12 protein-coding genes, 2 tRNA genes and 2 rRNA genes are annotated in these 16536 nt (G+C 47.3%); 3 read left to right on the top strand and 13 right to left on the bottom strand.

Annotated features, from left to right (window positions below; translation table 11 throughout):
* Positions 1-257: 257 nt before the first annotated feature.
* Together groL and groES are read right to left on the bottom strand one after the other, a co-directional pair.
* Positions 258-1898 (bottom strand): chaperonin GroEL, encoded by a 1641-nt coding sequence (groL, locus tag ERJ70_RS01780; RefSeq protein ID WP_026770876.1) that lies wholly within the window; start codon positions 1896-1898, stop codon positions 258-260.
* A 58-nt stretch (positions 1899-1956) separates the two neighbouring features.
* Complete coding sequence (gene groES / locus ERJ70_RS01775) at positions 1957-2241, bottom strand: co-chaperone GroES (protein WP_209366736.1); 285 nt, start codon at positions 2239-2241, stop codon at positions 1957-1959.
* A gap of 300 nt (positions 2242-2541) precedes the next feature.
* Here groES and ERJ70_RS01770 point away from each other — a divergent pair, with 300 nt between their 5' ends.
* Complete coding sequence (locus ERJ70_RS01770) at positions 2542-3252, top strand: CPBP family intramembrane glutamic endopeptidase (RefSeq protein WP_209366735.1); 711 nt, start codon at positions 2542-2544, stop codon at positions 3250-3252.
* Between the two features lie 7 nt (positions 3253-3259).
* On the top strand, positions 3260-3463 hold the full coding sequence (locus ERJ70_RS01765) for a YdiK family protein (RefSeq protein ID WP_209366733.1): 204 nt from the start codon (positions 3260-3262) through the stop codon (positions 3461-3463).
* 31 nt (positions 3464-3494) lie between these two features.
* Here ERJ70_RS01765 and ERJ70_RS01760 read toward each other — a convergent pair whose 3' ends face one another.
* Complete coding sequence (locus ERJ70_RS01760; RefSeq protein ID WP_245208092.1) at positions 3495-4919, bottom strand: MDR family MFS transporter; 1425 nt, start codon at positions 4917-4919, stop codon at positions 3495-3497.
* 54 nt (positions 4920-4973) lie between these two features.
* Positions 4974-5624 carry a redox-sensing transcriptional repressor Rex gene (locus ERJ70_RS01755; RefSeq protein WP_209366731.1) on the bottom strand — a complete coding sequence of 217 codons (651 nt, stop codon included), beginning with the start codon at positions 5622-5624 and terminating at the stop codon, positions 4974-4976.
* Between the two features lie 833 nt (positions 5625-6457).
* On the opposite strand from ERJ70_RS01755, the gene ERJ70_RS01750 reads away from it, so the two are divergent.
* Positions 6458-8386, top strand: coding sequence for an ABC-F family ATP-binding cassette domain-containing protein (locus ERJ70_RS01750; protein ID WP_209366729.1), 1929 nt, complete (start codon positions 6458-6460; stop codon positions 8384-8386).
* A 378-nt stretch (positions 8387-8764) separates the two neighbouring features.
* Here the strand turns inward: ERJ70_RS01750 and tsaD are convergent, their stop codons facing one another.
* The 9 genes from tsaD to ERJ70_RS01705 all read right to left on the bottom strand — a co-directional run bounded on the left by tsaD (position 8765) and on the right by ERJ70_RS01705 (position 16377).
* Positions 8765-9805: a tRNA (adenosine(37)-N6)-threonylcarbamoyltransferase complex transferase subunit TsaD gene (gene tsaD / locus ERJ70_RS01745; protein ID WP_209366727.1), complete on the bottom strand. Its 1041-nt coding sequence runs from the start codon at positions 9803-9805 to the stop codon at positions 8765-8767.
* A complete protein-coding gene (gene rimI, locus ERJ70_RS01740) occupies positions 9802-10248 on the bottom strand; it encodes a ribosomal protein S18-alanine N-acetyltransferase (protein WP_209366726.1) in 447 nt (148 codons plus the stop codon). Before rimI ends, tsaD begins: the two co-directional genes overlap by 4 nt.
* Position 10249: 1 nt before the next feature.
* A complete protein-coding gene (gene tsaB, locus ERJ70_RS01735) occupies positions 10250-10945 on the bottom strand; it encodes a tRNA (adenosine(37)-N6)-threonylcarbamoyltransferase complex dimerization subunit type 1 TsaB (RefSeq protein WP_209366724.1) in 696 nt (231 codons plus the stop codon).
* Positions 10942-11397 carry a tRNA (adenosine(37)-N6)-threonylcarbamoyltransferase complex ATPase subunit type 1 TsaE gene (gene tsaE, locus ERJ70_RS01730; RefSeq protein WP_209366722.1) on the bottom strand — a complete coding sequence of 152 codons (456 nt, stop codon included), beginning with the start codon at positions 11395-11397 and terminating at the stop codon, positions 10942-10944. Before tsaE ends, tsaB begins: the two co-directional genes overlap by 4 nt.
* A 12-nt stretch (positions 11398-11409) precedes the next feature.
* Positions 11410-12387 carry a thiamine-phosphate kinase gene (gene thiL, locus ERJ70_RS01725; RefSeq protein ID WP_209366720.1) on the bottom strand — a complete coding sequence of 326 codons (978 nt, stop codon included), beginning with the start codon at positions 12385-12387 and terminating at the stop codon, positions 11410-11412.
* Between the two features lie 247 nt (positions 12388-12634).
* Positions 12635-12711 (bottom strand) — tRNA-Asp (locus tag ERJ70_RS01720).
* A gap of 265 nt (positions 12712-12976) precedes the next feature.
* A tRNA-Met gene (locus ERJ70_RS01715) sits at positions 12977-13053 on the bottom strand.
* 47 nt (positions 13054-13100) lie between these two features.
* Positions 13101-13216, bottom strand: a 5S ribosomal RNA gene (rrf, locus tag ERJ70_RS01710).
* A gap of 243 nt (positions 13217-13459) precedes the next feature.
* A 23S ribosomal RNA gene (locus ERJ70_RS01705) occupies positions 13460-16377 on the bottom strand.
* Between the last annotated feature and the right edge of the window lie 159 nt (positions 16378-16536).

The raw sequence follows: 16536 nt of genomic DNA, 5'->3' as shown, positions 1-16536 counted from the left end.
GACCAAAATTTCTACTTACTTAAATAATAACATGTATTACGGATGTGGATAGTAAAAATATGGTTATCCAACCGGCTAAACCGCTTAATTTGTATATTCACTAACCATATAGGGAGCTTCCTAATTTAAAAGGCCTTTCAAAAGTTCAGGAGAACTCTTGAAAGGCCTAATGTTTTTATGACCAAATTTAAAGAAATCCAGTCAATATTTAATTATAGTGCTTTAAATCCTTGTGTAGCAAAGGGTTTGAGGACAGCTTACATCATGCCGCCCATTCCGCCCATGCCACCCATGTCTGGCATGCCGCCGCCTGCAGCTCCGCCTTCTTCTTCAGGCAGGTCTGCTACTACTGCTTCGGTTGTCAGGAACATAGCTGCAACAGATGCTGCGTTTTGAAGCGCAGAACGGGTAACTTTTGTTGGGTCGACGATACCGGACTCAACCATGTCTACCCATTCGCCGCTTGCTGCGTTGTAGCCTACGCCGACTTTTTCGCCTTTCAAGCGTTCTACGATGATAGAACCTTCCAGGCCGGCATTGTGGGAGATTTGACGAACTGGCTCTTCAAGCGCACGAAGTACGATGTTGGAGCCCGTTTCTTCGTCGCCTGTCAGCGTCAATCCTTTGACAGCATTGTAGATGTTGACAAGTGCTGTACCACCACCGGCAACGATACCTTCTTCTACTGCAGCGCGAGTAGAGTTCAAGGCGTCTTCGATGCGAAGTTTACGCTCTTTCAATTCTGTTTCGGTAGCTGCACCGACTTTGATGACAGCAACACCACCTGCAAGTTTAGCAAGACGCTCTTGCAGTTTTTCTGTATCGAATTCTGAAGTAGATTCTTCTACTTGTGCACGGATTTGTGCTACACGAGCAGAGATTTTTTCTGGATCTCCGCTTCCTTCTACAACAGTAGTGTTGTCTTTGGTTACGACAACTTTAGAAGCGCGGCCCAGCTGTTCGATGCTGGTGTTTTTCAGATCCAGTCCAAGATCTTCTGTTACGACTTCTGCACCAGTCAAGGTAGCGATGTCTTCAAGCATTGCTTTACGACGGTCACCGAAGCCAGGAGCTTTAACGGCAACAGCGTTGAATGTACCGCGGAGTTTGTTTACTACCAATGTAGCAAGTGCTTCGCCTTCTACATCCTCAGCAATCATTAGAAGCGGCTTGCCTTGTTGTACGACTTGCTCCAGTACAGGCAGTACTTCCTGGATGTTGGAGATTTTCTTGTCCGTGATCAGGATGTATGGATCTTCAAGGACAGCTTCCATTTTATCCTGGTCTGTAACCATGTAAGGAGATGCATATCCGCGGTCGAACTGCATACCTTCCACTACTTCAAGCTCGGTGTTGAAGCCTTTGGATTCTTCAATCGTGATAACGCCATCGTTACCAACGCGCTCCATCGCTTCCGCAATCAGCTTACCTACTTCGTCGTCACCAGAAGAAATAGCCGCTACTTGCGCGATGGAATCTTTGCCTTCGATCGGCTTGGAGATCTTTCTAAGTTCTTCTGTTGCAACTTCTACCGCTTGTTCGATACCGCGGCGGACACCGACAGGGTTAGCGCCGGAAGCAACGTTTTTCAATCCTTCACGGATCATTGCTTGAGCCAACACAGTAGCGGTGGTCGTACCGTCACCGGCAACATCGTTTGTTTTCGAAGCAACTTCGGATACCAATTGCGCACCCATGTTTTCGAAATGGTCTTCCAATTCGATTTCTTTGGCAATGGTGACACCATCGTTCGTGATTAATGGGGAGCCGAATTTTTTGTCCAGTACCACGTTACGGCCTTTTGGTCCCAATGTAACTTTTACCGCATTTGCCAATGTATCTACACCGCGTAGCATCGCACGGCGAGCGTCTTCACTAAATTTGATTTCTTTAGCCATTTGTATGCCCTCCTTGAACTTTTAAAAATTATGTTATTGTAAATGGTCCTTCGCTTCCTTAGCTGATTACAGCTAAAATGTCGCTCTCACGAAGAATTAAGTATTCTTTGCCTTCGTATTTTACTTCTGTACCAGCAAACTTCGAGAAAATGATGAGGTTTCCTTCAGCTACCTCTGGAGCAACTTTTTCTCCATGCTCTGTGACACGTCCAGAACCTACCGCAACGACTTTCCCTTCCTGCGGTTTTTCCTTTGCAGAATCAGGCAGCACGATACCGCTTGCTGTTTTTTCTTCTTGCTCGACAAGTTCAATAATGACACGATCACCTAGTGGCTTTAACATGTGTGAAACCCTCCCTAACCGTTATTTAATTGGTTTGTTTGTTAGCACTCGTCAGTGATGAGTGCTAACACAGTTATTATAATAATCAATTCAATTTCATTTTGCAAGCAATGTAATCATAAATTTTTTCGACAAATTACGAACGGCCTGCAGACAGCAAAAAAGTACTCCCGCCAACCTTCATCTACAGGCTGCAGCAGGAGCTCTTCAGTCCTTCTACTACATGACTATTCTAATTGTATGTTAAAATACGTACAATGATGTAGTAAAGTAAATCTGTTTTTGAAGGAGTAGTTAAAGGTGCCTAAACGATATTGGTATGTCATCATGACCTATATAATCATGCAGCTTTCCGGAGCTTTTCTCGTACCGTTCATCGATATGCTGAACATAGATCGGTTCACCTTCAGTGTCAGCTGGAGCATTATCAGCTTTGTTGCCGCCCTTGTCATCACCTTGCTGTTATTACGGCCGGACATGCGGCAGGGCAGTGACCGCAACGCATCCGGAGCAGGCGGTATCATCGGCTGGAGTGCACTCGGTGTGGCGATGGCTTACATGGCACAATATGCAGCTGTCATCATTGAAACGATGGTTCTTGGTATCAAACCAGGTTCCGAGAACACCATGCAGATCATGGAAATCGCCAGAGCAGCTCCGATTTTCATTATCATTCCTACTATCATTGCACCGATTTTGGAAGAAATCATTTTCCGGAAGATTATTTTCGGCAGTCTGTACAAGCGGATGAACTTTTTCATCGCCGCGCTAGCATCTTCCATTATTTTCGGACTTGTCCATATGGATGTCACCCACATCATTACGTACACGGGCATGGGACTGGTGTTTGCCTTTCTTTATGTACACACCAACCGGATCATCGTTCCGATTATCACCCATATGGCCATGAACACCATCACGGTTATCGCCCAGTTCAGTATAGACCCGGAAGAACTTGATCAAATGCTTGAACAATGGGAAAAAATGCAAATGATTTTAATTGGAGGCTAATCAATTTATGAGAACATCCCCGTTGTTTATGGCTTTCTTGTATTTTGCAATGGGAGCTGTATTCACCTATATCGCAGCTCAATCAGTTGAAGACACGATTTGGAACTTCATTACGATCCTGCTGGCCATTTTTGCCACGCTCGATTTTGTCGTTTCGTTCCGATTGATCGGTCTGCATGTTAAAATCCGCAAGTCGAAAAAAAACAAATAGCTTTGGCCATGAAAAAACAGCTGACATCGAGTCAGCTGTTTTTTGTATCGTCGTTCGGTTTCCCTTTCAGGATAAAAGAAATTGGGACAACAATCAGCATCAATAGCGACGAAAAAAGAAAGGCTTCATTGATTGCCTGCAATGCCGCCTCTTCTCCGGCCAAACCGCTGACAGAGGAAATTTGTGCTCTTCTTACCTCATAGTAAATCGAGAAAAACACAATACCGAAGGCGGAAAAAATTTGCCGCAATACATTGTTCATTGCCGACCCTTGTGCAACCAGTTTTTCCGGAATGGCATTCATCCCGGCGGTGGTCGCCGGCATATTCGACATGCCAAGTCCTGCCCCACGGACCGTGTTGATCAACAATATCAGCCAAAATGGTGTCGACAGCTGCAGGTTCCCCAGGGCAAAGGTGGTAGCCGCCAACAGCAGCAACCCTGGTGGAACCACATAACGCGGTCCTTTTTTATCCAATAGTTTCCCGCCAAGGGTCATGAAGAGCCCGCTGCATAAAGCCGCTGGCAGAAACAACAGTCCGGTTTGGATTTCATTTAGCCCGTACACATTCTGGATTAACAGCGGCAATAAAAAAATACCCGAAAACAGTCCGATCGATGCGGTGGCCGTCACCACGATGGAAACAGCATAAGTCGGGACTTTGAAGACACTCAATTCCAGCAACGGCTGCTTTTGCCTTTGTTCATAGATAATGAACAGGATAATGGCTGCCACGCCTCCAGAGATCAGGAGCAGACTGAACGGCTGTGTCAACAGTTCCCATGTCGAGCCCCTGCCGAGAGCAAACAAAATCGCCCCGACACCAGCCGTCACCAGCAGAAAGCCGGCTAAGTCAAATTTCAAATTCGGGTCAGGATTGGTCGGAATCAAATATTTACTAGAGATAATCAATCCGATAAGTCCAAACGGAATATTGAATAAAAACAGAAAATTCCACGGCAATAATTCGATGATTAAGCCGCCGATGGTAGGTCCGATTGCCGGGGCAACCATCGCGGCAACTCCATAGATACCGACAGCGAGCCCGCGTTCCTCCCGGGGAAACGCTTGGAAGATCAAAGCCATAGCGATCGGCATCATCAGACCGCCTGCCATGCCCTGCACCGCCCGTGAAGCGATCATCATCCCCAAGGTATGCGACAATGCACCGGACAACGAGCCGACCAAAAAAATCGATAAACCAATCAAGTAAATCTTTTTCTTGCCGAAACGATCGCCCAGGTATCCAGTCAGCGGCATCGTCATCCCCATCGATACCATGAAAATCGTCAAAATCCAGCCCACCGACACAGCGTTGGAGTCGAACAACTCAATGAAGTGCGGCAAGGTCGGATTCAGCATGCTGTTGTTTAAAATCACGGTGAAAGTGCCAAATAAAACAGAAACGACAACCAGCCATTTGGCGTCTATTTTCTTGATACGTCCACCCCCCATAAGTCTACGGTAAATCGTAAACCTATACCCTTTTCCGCGAGAGGGTATGCAGGGTTACTCTCCCTCTTCTTCTTCCAGCGGATAATGCTTGAGGAAGTATACCAGCGACTGTAGCTCGACGGATAAATCGATGTGATGCACCCGTATATGATCGGGAACGGTAATCCGTGCGGGTGTGAAGTTAAGGATGCCGGAGACACCTGCTTCGACCAATCGTTCGGTAATTCCCTGGGCTTCTGTGGAAGGAACCGTCAGTATGGCGACAGCCGTGTTTTGCAAATGATCTTCCAAATCATCTACATGGTAAACCGGTACCCCGCCGATTTCTGAACCGACTTTATTGGGATCGGCGTCGAAGGCCATTTCAATTTTCGTATTGTTGTTTTTCATGAAATTATAATGGAGAAAAGCCGTTCCAAGGTTCCCGACACCGATAAGTGCGACCTTGGTCACTTCATCCTGATCAAGGGTTTTCCGGAAAAAACTGAGCAGGTATTCGACATTGTAGCCGTATCCCTTTTTTCCCAATGCACCGAAATAAGAAAAGTCCCGGCGGATGGTTGCGGAATCTACTTTGACCGCGTCGCTCAGCTCCTTGGAAGAAACGCGCAGTTTCCCTTGATGGTGCAGGTTATTGATAAATCGGTAATATAGTGGCAGGCGCTTTGCCGTTGCTTGTGGTATTTTATTTTGCTCGTTATTCATACATATCCTCCTTACAGTTGCCCTTCTGTCCTGTTCCCGCTCATTCGTGCGGTGGTTCAGGTTTATCGATGCCTTTTTCGGATAATCGATGACCAGCTATAAAGCTCCTGTGCATCCTATCATTTCGTAACCGTTATCTTTTTTGATTAGACAGTTTTCCACAAACACTTTGCTTTGTTCTCTGGACAAATGGGTGTGGCTGCGGAAATCCACTACGCTTTCCGCGGGCGGCTGGTGAGCCTCCTCGAGCTGCGCTCTGTGGGGTCTCCCCTAGGCCTTTCCTCCCGCAGGAGTCTCCGTGGATTTCCTCCGCCGTAAGTATGTTATTGTTTTTCACCGAGCTTTTTCCTTTGTAGTCGGTATTATCAGCGGCTTCTGAATGTGCAGACTCCAATGATATAACATGATTCTGCTACCCTAGAAGAAGTACTTAGCTTATGAAGACAAGGATCGCTTCGACTCCTCGCAAGTAACAAAACCATGTACAACCGTGCTCATCAAAAGCGAAGTGTTATATGGAGTTCGCTCTAGCAGTACACCTTATTAGAAAATCAAAGAAGTTATTAAAGTCTCTATCAAATAGATGCTGTTTATCATTTACAATGTTACAAAGTTTGGGAAAGAGCTTTCCTTTATACAAGTACTTTTGCTTATTTTGTTTAACTTCTTTAGTTTATCAAAAATTCAGCAATAAGTCGTGATTTTATTCACATTCTTTTCCATGCCTCGAAATCGACGGAATGTATGAAACCAAATAATCGCCGAGAGCATTGCTGTGATGCTTGCCACCGTAAAGAGGATTAAGATACACTTAAAGCATTGAGGTGAACAAAATGATTTTAATGCAAGTCAATGACATCACAAAAAGATATGGCGCTGAGCTTATCTTATCCAATATAAAATTAGAAGTGCAGACTAATGACCGGATTGCGGTCGTCGGCCGCAACGGTGCCGGTAAATCGACGCTGTTGAAAATAATCGCGGGAATCCTGCCCTATGACGAGGGCGAAATCCACAAACCGAAAGAAACCACGCTTGGCTATCTCGCCCAAAATACGGGTCTTGAATCAGATCAGACAATCTGGCGGGAAATGCTGGGCGTATTTCAGCACTTTGTCGATACGGAAAAAGAACTTCGGGAAATGGAATTGAAAATGGGCGATCCGGATGTGCTTGAAGATCAGGATGCCTATCAAAAACTGCTGGCTGCTTACGACGCCAAACAACAGGCCTTCAAAATGGAGGGCGGCTATCAATATGAAGCCGACATCAAGTCCGTCTTGAACGGGCTTCATTTCTATGCACAGGACTGGGACACGTCGATCGCAGAGTTGAGCGGTGGCCAGAAGACCCGCCTGGCACTGGGCAAACTGCTCTTATCCAAGCCGGACATCCTGATTTTGGACGAGCCAACCAACCATCTCGATATCGAAACCCTCTCCTGGCTGGAGGGGTATTTGAACAATTACAGTGGCGCTGTCGTGATTGTTTCCCACGACCGCTATTTCCTGGACAAAACGGTCGAGACCGTCTACGAAATATCCCGGAATCATTCAACGAAATACCATGGGAATTACAGCAAATACTTGGAACAGAAGGCAGCCAATTACGAACGGGATGTAAAACAATTTGAAAAACAACAGGCTGAGATTAAAAGGATGGAAGAGTTTGTACAGAAAAACATCGTCCGTGCTTCTACAACAAAGCGGGCACAGAGCCGCCGGAAACAGCTGGAAAAAATGGAACGGCTCGATAAGCCGCAGGGAGACGAGTCCTCGGCAAAATTTGCCTTCGATATCAACCGCCGCAGCGGGAATGACGTATTGAAAGTGAAGGACCTTGCGTTTCGTTACGAGGATAGCGACGAGCCTGTCTTTTCCAATCTAACCTTCGATGTTTCTCGCGGAGATAGTATCGCCCTGGTCGGACCGAATGGCGTCGGTAAAACCACACTGCTGAAAACGATTGTCGGCGACTTGAAACAAGCCAAGGGGAACATCCAGCTCGGAACCAATGTGCAAATCGGCTACTACGACCAGGAACAAACCCGATTGCATTCCAACAAAACGGTCTTAAACGAGCTTTGGGACGAGTATCCGATGACCAATGAAAAGGACATCCGTACCGTTCTGGGGAACTTCCTTTTTTCCGGAGACGATGTGCTGAAAAATGTAACCAGCTTGAGCGGAGGCGAAAAAGCCAGACTGGCTCTTGCCAAGCTGATGATGGAAAAAGCCAATCTGCTGATACTCGACGAACCGACTAACCATCTTGATTTGGACAGCAAAGAAGTACTGGAGTCAGCATTGATCGACTTCCCTGGCACGATTCTGTTCGTTTCCCACGATCGTTACTTTATTAACAGACTGGCAACACAGGTTATCGAAATGCAGCCTGCTAACAGCACCATTTATTTAGGGGATTATGATTATTACCTCGATAAAAAACAAGAGGAATATGAATTGCAACAGCTGAGCGAGCAGGAAAACACTCCTGAGCAGCCAGCAGCCGCTGCAAAGACGACTTTCGAACAGGAAAAAGAATTGAAAAAAGAAAAGCGGAGAAAAGAACGGCGGATTCAGGAAATTGAACAGGAAATTGAAGCAACAGAAAAACAAGTGGAAGAGATCGATGCATTGCTCTGTGATCCCGAGGTTTATCAGGATCACGAAAAGGCGCTGGAACTGACGGAAGAAAAAGAACATCAGGATTTACAGTTGGAAAAGTTGATGGAAGAATGGGAAGAGCTTCATGAAGATTGAAAAAGGATGGTACCAGTAAAAGGTGCCATCCTTTTTTAATGGAGAAATTTTGCCGGTGCTGTGCATCGATAACCTAGCTCATCTAGCCTATAACCAAATCGAAAGGTTACATCCATTCAAACGAGTGACTTATGCACAGACTTACACACATACCAAGACCGATATAATAAGTTTTCCACCGTTTTATCCCCATCATCCACATAGAAACCTCCGTTTATCCACAGAAGCTGTCAACATATCCACGCTTACTCTCCCAAGGATTACTTGTTTTTTTCCACATAACAATAGTAATCCTGTTGATAAGTGTTTTACTCATAACAGAAAAGAAGCTGTCCCCTAAGAAAATGCAGGGAACAGCTTCTTTTCCTTATACCTATATTACCGGGCTGAGCCTCTGTTTCCATACCGCTCCAAATCAAGCGATGGATTGGCATTTAAGTCCCATCCCGCCCGATGTCCTTGCTGGTAAGCGACTGTGCCTGCAGCAGCGATCATCGCTGCATTATCTGTACACAACTCTAGAGGAGGTATCAACAACTCCTGCTTGGCATCGTCGAACTTATTATTCAGGGCTGTACGTAATCCTTTATTGGCAGCGACTCCGCCTGCTACAATGACTTGCTTCACATCGTACTGCTGTGCCGCCCGATACGTTTTTTCCGACAATACCTCCACAACACTCGCCTGGAAGCTGGCTGCTACATCCGCATCCTTCAGCGTCTCCTTGCGTTGCACTGCATTGTGCAGGGTGTTGATGACGGAAGATTTTAACCCGCTGAAACTGAAATCATACGAGCCTTCTTCCAGCCACGCCTTTGGAAAGTCAATGTTTGCTGCTCCTTCGGCAGCGAGGCGATCCATTTGCGGGCCACCTGGGTAAGGCAGTTTCAATGTCCTGGCAACTTTGTCATAAGCTTCACCCGCTGCATCATCGCGCGTCTCACCGATTACTTCAAAAGAGCCATGCTCATGCATGACGATCAATTCTGTGTGACCGCCGGAAACAACGAGCGCCAATAGCGGAAAATGGAACTCCTTAACCAGACGATTGGCATAAATATGCCCAGCGATGTGATGGACGCCGATTAATGGTTTATGTTTGGCGAAAGCAAGCGCCTTGGCGGTATTGACACCTACAAGCAGAGCGCCGACTAATCCAGGTCCTTCTGTCACAGTGATGGCATCCATTTCTTCAGCAGTCATATCGGCCTGTTGGAATGTTTCCTCCAATACCATGGTGATTTGCTCTACATGGTGCCTGGACGCCACCTCCGGCACCACTCCGCCGAACCGTTTATGGCTCTCGATCTGAGAAGCAACCACATTCGAGACAATTTCCGTTCCATTTTTGACGATGGCCGCTGCTGTCTCATCACAGCTCGTTTCTATTCCTAGTATATATACATCGTTATTTGTCATAGTTTCACCCACATTACTAATGCATCTTCATAATTGTCTGTGTAATAGTTTTTCCTGATGCCGCCCGGAACGAGCCCGAATTTTTTGTACATGTTCTGAGCAGGCAGATTGGATACTCTCACTTCCAGAGAAAGCTGCTTTGCCCCTAAGGCTACTGCCTGATTGATCACAAAGTGGAATAATGCCTGGCCGTACTTTTTTCCTCTGTGCTCCGGGAGAATCGCGATATTGGTGATTTGTGCTTCATCGATAATCACCCATAATCCGCAATAGCCGATGACCGTACCGCTTTTTTCAATGACGAAATAAACGGCATACGGGTTTTCCTTCAATTCATTTACGAAAATGTCCTTCGTCCAGGGTGTTCCGAAGCTGACTGCTTCCACTTGCATGACTTGATCGATATCCTCTACCCTCATTTGCCTGATGATTGTATCTGACATATTAGTTCTTCCCCTGTTGTTCCAGCCATTTGGCCTCTGCTTCGACTAGCCGTAAATATTCTGGTGTCAAAGCATGGACCGGCTCCGAATCTTCAACTGCTCCGGCTTCGGCAAGATATCCAGCCCGCGGATAATGGCTGACGAGCTCCGGAATGATGGCCAAATCCTTCATACAATCAGTGATAACCGGACGATGCAATTCGATATCGGGACTTAGAAACACGACCGGTTCACCACGGTCCGCCAATTTTTCCAACCACTCGGTAAACAGGATGTTCACTTCATTTTCTTCTAACGAAAGGGCGCCGTTCTTGTTTTTATAAAGACCGGTATAAACGAGCCCTCTGCGGGCATCGAAAAACGGACAGATCGCCGCGTCCGTCAGCTGTGCTTGCAATGCGAGTGCCTTTAAACTCGACATACCCGTCACGGGAATATCCAGTGCCCATCCCATTGTTTTTGCAGTGGTCAAACCAATCCTTACACCGGTATAAGATCCGGGTCCTTTAGCCACCACTATCCGGTCGAGCTGCTCCGGTGTCATCTCTGTTTCCTTCATCAGTTGGTCGATCGCCGGCATCAGGCGAACGGAATGATTTTTCTTGGCATTGGTTGTATACTCTCCGGCCAGCAAACCATCCTTAAGAATGGCAATCCCCATTACTTGGTTGGAGGTATCTATCGCAAGTATATTCATCGAGCTAGCTCCTTACAAATGGATTCAAAATGATGTCCTCTCGGGTAGAATGTAATCTCCCGTTCCTGTTGTTCATTCAATCGTATGTCAATATCCAGGCGGTGGACCGGCAAAAAATCAGCGATAAAATGAGCCCATTCGACCACCGTGATCCCTCCACCGTGAAAATATTCATCAAAACCGATGTCTTCATCGCTGTCTTCCAAACGGTACACGTCCATATGGAACAACGGGAGTTCACCAGTGTATTCTTTTACGATGGTGAAAGTAGGACTGTTAATCGTTCTACGTACTCCAAGACCCGCACCCAGCCCTTTAGTAAAGGTTGTTTTTCCGGCTCCCAGGTCCCCTTCAAGTGTCAATACATCATTGGGCTTCAGTAATAATGCAAGCTTCTCTCCTATTTTTCTTGTTTCTGCCTCTGTCTGTGTCGTTATCGTTAACTCTTCCATCTCTATTCTCACCTATTTCAAATGTGTATAGCCTGCTTTGTCCAGGATTGTCTGGCGGTTTCCTTCATGCAATACAACGCTTCCTGCCTCAGAAGCCGGATTGGTTACAAAGCCTATTTTTGTGACAGGAATCTTCGCCTTACCTGATGCCGCTGCAACGATAGGCCAATCTTGCTCAGGCACCGTTCCGATCAACTCAAAATCCTCTCCGCCAAAAAGCTTCCACTTCCGCTGCTGTTCCCTGTTGAACCTTTTAAGGCTCTGATGAACAGGAATCTGCTCGTCGTATAAATGAATGGAAATATTTGATGCTTCTGCAATTTCTGCAGCTTCATTGGCTATCCCGTCACTGATATCATTCAAAGCGACTCTTTCGGCGGCATGCAGCGCTTTGGCAAACGCAACCCTCGGAGACGGCATCCGGTGTCTGTTAATCAAGTAATTTCTTGCCTCTTCCGACAGACGACTATCCTCATTGGTCAGCAAATACAACCCAGCCGAGGAATCTCCCAAAGTACCGGTGGCAAAAACGATGTCCTTCTCTCTGGCATGGCTTCTGTACCGTACTTTATTCTGTTCTACATACCCGATGATGGTGACAGAAATGGATAATTCATTTCCTGAGACAGTATCCCCGCCAATCAAATCGATATGATACAAGGAAGCGAGATCATCCATCCCTTTATAGATGGATGCCAAGCCTTCTTCTGTCCATCCTTCCGGGATAACGATTGCTATCATATAAAAGGCAGGCGTACCTCCCATTGCGGCAATATCGCTTATATTTGCCGCTAATACTCTATAGCCAACATGATATGGATCCATCGTTTCGCTGGTGAAATGAACACCCTCTACGAAAGTATCCACAGCTGTAACAATATCCTGATACGGTTGTCGAAACACTGCCGTATCATCGCCGATCCCTTTGATTAGTCCGGATTGACGATGCACTTTCGGGGCAATGGATCGAATAAAAGAAAACTCATCCATTCGCAATTTCCTCACTCAGTTTATAATGTTATTTCCATCATAGCAAAACAGGTAAGAAAAAGAAAAGGAGGCGTCACGTTGAGAGGTATGATAAGAGGAAAAAGTTTTACAAATGAAAGGCTCTTTTCGCATCCCATAGCTTTTTTCCTTTATTTAACTTTAATTGTTTAGGATTATCTGTTAAACAGACATAAATAAAGCCCTAGGAAGTATTCCTAAGGCTTGTCATTATTGTTTGATATGTAAGTGGCGGTCCGGACGGGACTCGAACCCGCGACCTCCTGCGTGACAGGCAGGCATTCTAACCAACTGAACTACCGGACCACTATGTATAATCAACGTTGCAAGAACTCGACGTAGTAAGTGAAATATTTTGGTTGCACTCTTTTAAGTACTACTATCATTTTCTTGCGAAGAAGTAAATTCAACGTTGTAAGAAAATTAATTGGTTGCACTCTTACAAGTACCTGGATTTTCACTTGCCAAGGAGTAACTCGACGTAGTAAGTGAAATATTTTGGTTGCACTCTTTCAAGTACTACTATCATTTTCTTGCGAAGAAGTAAATTCAACGTTGTAAGAAAATTAATTGGTTGCGGGGGCAGGATTTGAACCTGCGACCTTCGGGTTATGAGCCCGACGAGCTACCAGACTGCTCCACCCCGCGACAGTGTAAATAACATTTATATGTTACTTATAAGAAAAGATATTTATGCCTGGCGGCGTCCTACTCTCGCAGGGGCAAAGCCCCAACTACCATGGGCGCTGGAGAGCTTAACTGCTGTGTTCGGCATGGGAACAGGTGTGGCCTCTCCGCTATTGCCACCAGACATCGGTATGCTTTTAAGAAAAGTGTACCTTCAAAACTAGATAAGAAGGAAGACATCAACGAACTTCACACGTTTTAATCCAGCTCTGCGGGCCGAAGCCCGCGACGCTTTTTGTTTTAATCCAGTTACGGCTCCTAACAGCTAGTGTATAGTTCATCCAGCTTTTCGTACGCTCAAAGCGGCGTACTACAATCTGACTGATCTATCCATACGCTGTTGACCAGTCGCCTTCACTTTTTGTTTTAAGTTAAGTCCTCGATCGATTAGTATCCGTCAGCTGCACGTGTCACCACGCTTCCACCTCGAACCTATCAACCTCATCGTCTCTGAGGGATCTTACTCATTTAAAATGATGGGAAGTCTCATCTAGAGGTGGGCTTCATGCTTAGATGCTTTCAGCACTTATCCCTTCCACACGTAGCTACCCAGCTATGCTCCTGGCGGAACAACTGGTACACCAGCGGTGTGTCCATCCCGGTCCTCTCGTACTAAGGACAGCTCCTCTCAAACTTCCAACGCCCACGACGGATAGGGACCGAACTGTCTCACGACGTTCTGAACCCAGCTCGCGTACCGCTTTAATGGGCGAACAGCCCAACCCTTGGGACCGACTACAGCCCCAGGATGCGATGAGCCGACATCGAGGTGCCAAACCTCCCCGTCGATGTGGACTCTTGGGGGAGATAAGCCTGTTATCCCCGGGGTAGCTTTTATCCGTTGAGCGACGGCCCTTCCATACGGCACCGCCGGATCACTAAGCCCGACTTTCGTCCCTGCTCGACTTGTAGGTCTCGCAGTCAAGCTCCCTTCTGCCTTTACACTCTGCGAATGATTTCCAACCATTCTGAGGGAACCTTTGGGCGCCTCCGTTACTCTTTGGGAGGCGACCGCCCCAGTCAAACTGCCCACCTGACACTGTCTCCGGACCGGATCACGGTCCTGGGTTAGAAGGTCCGTACAGCCAGGGTGGTATCCCACCGGCGCCTCCACCGAAGCTAGCGCTCCGGTTTCTAAGGCTCCCACCTATCCTGTACAAGCTGTACCAACATTCAATATCAGGCTACAGTAAAGCTCCACGGGGTCTTTCCGTCCTGTCGCGGGTAATGCGCATCTTCACGCATAGTATAATTTCACCGGGTCTCTCGTTGAGACAGTGCCCAAGTCGTTGCACCTTTCGTGCGGGTCGGAACTTACCCGACAAGGAATTTCGCTACCTTAGGACCGTTATAGTTACGGCCGCCGTTTACTGGGGCTTCGGTTCAACGCTTCGCCTTGCGGCTAACGCGTCCCCTTAACCTTCCAGCACCGGGCAGGTGTCAGCCCCTATACTTCGCCTTACGGCTTCGCAGAGACCTGTGTTTTTGCTAAACAGTCGCTTGGGCCTATTCACTGCGGCTTCTCGCAAAAGAAGCACCCCTTCTCCCGAAGTTACGGGGTCATTTTGCCGAGTTCCTTAACGAGAGTTCTCCCGATCACCTTAGGATTCTCTCCTCGCCTACCTGTGTCGGTTTGCGGTACGGGCACCTCTTTCCTCACTAGAGGCTTTTCTTGGCAGTGTGAAATCAGGAACTTCGGTACTTTATTTCCCTCCCCATCACAGCTTGAGATTGCCGGACGGATTTGCCTATCCGACTCTCTTACTGCTTGGGCGCACATGACCAGCAGTGCGCTTTCCTTATCCTTCTGCGTCCCCCCGTCGTTCAAACGGAAAGGAGGTGGTACAGGAATATCCACCTGTTGTCCATCGCCTACGCCTTTCGGCCTCGGCTTAGGTCCCGACTAACCCTGAGCGGACGAGCCTTCCTCAGGAAACCTTAGGCTTTCGGTGAAAGAGATTCTCACTCTTTTTTCGCTACTCATACCGGCATTCTCACTTCTAAGCGCTCCACCAGTCCTCACGGTCTGACTTCGCTGCACTTAGAACGCTCTCCTACCATTGTTCGCAAGAACAATCCGCAGCTTCGGTGATACGTTTAGCCCCGGTATATTTTCGGCGCAGAGTCACTCGACCAGTGAGCTATTACGCACTCTTTAAATGATGGCTGCTTCTAAGCCAACATCCTGGTTGTCTAAGCAACTCCACATCCTTTTCCACTTAACGTATACTTTGGGACCTTAGCTGGCGGTCTGGGCTGTTTCCCTTTCGACTATGAACCTTATCACCCATAGTCTGACTCCCAAGATCGAGTGGCTGGCATTCGGAGTTTGACTGAATTCGGTAACCCGATGAGGGCCCCTAGTCCAATCAGTGCTCTACCTCCAGTACTCAACTCTTGAGGCTAGCCCTAAAGCTATTTCGGAGAGAACCAGCTATCTCCGTGTTCGATTGGCATTTCACCCCTACCCACACCTCATCCCCGCGTTTTTCAACACGCGTGGGTTCGGGCCTCCAGTCAGTGTTACCTGACCTTCACCCTGGACATGGGTAGATCACACGGTTTCGGGTCTACGACCCCCTACTCTATTCGCCCTGTTCAGACTCGCTTTCGCTGCGGCTCCGTCTATCCGACTTAACCTTGCAGGAGATCGTAACTCGCCGGTTCATTCTACAAAAGGCACGCCGTCACCCATTAACGGGCTTCGACTACTTGTAGGCACACGGTTTCAGGTTCTCTTTCACTCCCCTTCCGGGGTGCTTTTCACCTTTCCCTCACGGTACTGGTTCACTATCGGTCACTAGGGAGTATTTAGCCTTGGGAGATGGTCCTCCCGGATTCCGACGGAATTCCTCGTGTTCCGCCGTACTCAGGATCCACTCCGGAGGAAACAATCTTTCAACTACAGGGCTCTTACCTTCTTTGGCTGATCGTTCCAGATCGATTCGCTTAAACTGTTTCTTGTTAACTCCGATGGAGTGTCCTACAACCCCAGAGAGCAAGCTCTCTGGTTTGGGCTGTTTCCGTTTCGCTCGCCGCTACTTGGGAAATCGCATTTGCTTTCTCTTCCTCCGGGTACTGAGATGTTTCAGTTCCCCGGGTCTGCCTCGCATATCCTATGAATTCAGATAAGCGTCCTGCCCCATTACGGGCAGGGGGTTCCCCCATTCGGAAATTCCCGGATCAATGCCTACGTACGGCTCCCCGAGACATATCGGTGTTTGTCCCGTCCTTCTTCGGCTCCTAGTGCCAAGGCATCCACCGTGCGCCCTTCTTCACTTAACTTATCGTTCGTGAATGACGTGTTACTTCAATGTCGTTGAATGTCTTGCATAGTCTAGTTCCAGCTCCTGCTGAGCAGTCGCCTTCACTTCCTATTTATCTTATCTAGTTTTCAAGGTACAAGTAATTAAGGGAATTGATCCCTCAAAACTGAACCAAACA

Source organism: Sediminibacillus dalangtanensis (genome assembly GCF_017792025.1).
In the GTDB taxonomy this organism is placed as follows: Bacteria; Bacillota; Bacilli; order Bacillales; family Amphibacillaceae; genus Sediminibacillus; species Sediminibacillus dalangtanensis.
The sequence above is the reverse complement of the archived record's forward strand: the minus strand, read 5'-3'. Positions and strand labels throughout refer to the sequence as shown.